Genomic DNA, 1,966 nt, shown 5'->3' with positions numbered 1-1,966 from the left:
TTCACTACCACTCACTAATCCGGCTAAAATTCAAGAATTTCAATGCTTTAGCTATTTTCAATAGAATTAAGTTTATTAATATAAATAACAAATTACTATTCTTAAATTTGATCAGATTGATTGCAAAAAAACAAGATTTTCAATAAGTTGCTTATAATCCTAATTATAGTTAGCCTTTCATAAGTAGCGATGCAACAAAGCCATTCCAGTGTCAAGCACTGGGATGACAGCAATCCTACGTCATACCGCGATTCATTCGCGGTATCTTAGTATAGATTCCGCTAACAAGTAGCGGAATGACGGTTTTTCAAATCGTCGATGAACCTAAGTCACTTTAGCTATAGTATCGGGAACGTAATTGCACATTGGTTTTACAAATTTGAAAATTAGTGTTAAATAAAAATATAAACGCAAAAGGAAAAGAAATGATTGAACTTAAAGGCCCAGAAATTTGTGCAGGCGGAAATAAGAAAAATTTGATTATTTTTTTACATGGTTGGGGCTCAAGTGGCGATAATTTCATTCACCTTGCTAAAGTTATGAGCAAGTTTTTACTGGGTTCATATTTTGTAGCACCCAATGCTCCGTTTAAGAGAGAAATAGGTGATGGTTATCAGTGGTTCAGCTTGGAAGATCGTAGTGAGGAAGCGCTATATAATGGAGTAAAAAATGCTACATCAATTGTAAATCATTTCATTGATACAAAATTAAAGGAGCTTAATTTAAAAGATACGCAACTTTCTTTAGTTGGATTTTCTCAAGGAGCAATGCTTGCAATACATACAGCTCTCACCCGCTCTCAATCCTGTGCATCAGTTGTTGCATACTCTGGTAGGTTTCTTTCACCTTCAAAAACTGCACCAGAGATCAAGTCAAAACCTAACATATGTGCTATCCATGGTGATGCTGACGACGTGGTACCTTTTTCGTCCCTCGACTTAGCGGTTAAAGCTCTGAAAGAAAATGGAGTAAATGTTGAAGGACACTCAATTCATGCATTAGGGCATATCATTAATGAAGAGGGAATAAAATTAGGAGTAGAATTTATCAAGAAGAATTTTAAAAATTAATTTTCATGCACTTGTTTTGCTTTGGTTATGGATATGTAGCTAAATTTTTATCGAAAAAATTACTGAACTTAGGTTGGAAAGTCAGTGGCACATCAAGAAGTAAAAATATACAAGATGTAATCCTCTTTAATTATGAGAAAGTTAGTCAAGATCTGCTTAAAAGCGCAACGCACGTTTTAATTTCTATTCCTCCAGATGGCGATGATGTTGTGGAGAGATACGGTGATTGCCTGCAAAATGTAAAATGGCTTGGTTATTTGTCTGCAACTAGCGTCTATGGTGATCACTCTGGTAATTGGGTGGATGAGGAATCTGAAACAAGACCTATAGAAATCAGAGGAGAAAAGCGCCTTAAATCTGAAAAGAAGTGGCTAAATAGCAAACTGCCTGTACATATTTTTCGTTTAGCTGGAATATACGGTCCTGGTAGGAACGTGTTAATTGACTTGCAGCTTGGCAAAGCAAGAAATGTGAAAAAAGAAGGGCATTTTTTTTCTCGTATTCACGTTGAAGATATATCGAATATTTTATTTTCTTCCATGCAAAACATAAAACCTGGTGAAATATACAATTGTGCAGACGATTTACCCACTACACAATCTGAAGTGATAATGTATGCAGCCAAACTTCTCAATGTTAGCCCTCCAGAGCCAATTGAGTTACCAGATTATGCACAGAGTTTTTATTTAGGATCAAAAAGAGTAAGTAATGTTAAAATTAAAAAAGATCTTAATGTCTCTCTAATTTATCCTAACTACAAGGTGGGATTAGAGAGTTTGCATGTAAAAAAACTGAAATCACATCAGAATGATAGATAGGCTTATTGTCACTGCCATTAAGTTAAGGAAAGAATGGTTAAAAACTGAACTAAAAAGTCAGAAATAATTAAGGATTTA

The 1,966-nt window shown here is 34.7% G+C and carries 2 protein-coding genes; both read left to right on the top strand.

Going from position 1 to position 1,966, the window contains the following annotated elements; all coding sequences use genetic code 11:
- The first annotated feature begins 425 nt into the window (after positions 1-425).
- Positions 426-1,070 carry an alpha/beta hydrolase gene (locus OZD63_RS00430; RefSeq protein WP_274979734.1) on the top strand — a complete coding sequence of 215 codons (645 nt, stop codon included), beginning with the start codon at positions 426-428 and terminating at the stop codon, positions 1,068-1,070.
- Positions 1,071-1,075: 5 nt separating this feature from the next.
- The gene (locus OZD63_RS00425; protein WP_182320841.1) at positions 1,076-1,888 is read left to right on the top strand and encodes an SDR family oxidoreductase; all 813 of its coding nucleotides are present in this window, start codon (positions 1,076-1,078) and stop codon (positions 1,886-1,888) included.
- Positions 1,889-1,966: the final 78 nt, after the last annotated feature.

The organism is Wolbachia endosymbiont of Drosophila leontia (genome assembly GCF_028981785.1).
GTDB lineage: Bacteria > Pseudomonadota > Alphaproteobacteria > Rickettsiales > Anaplasmataceae > Wolbachia > Wolbachia pipientis.
Note: the sequence above shows the minus strand (reverse complement) of the source record. Positions and strands in the feature narration are given on the sequence as shown.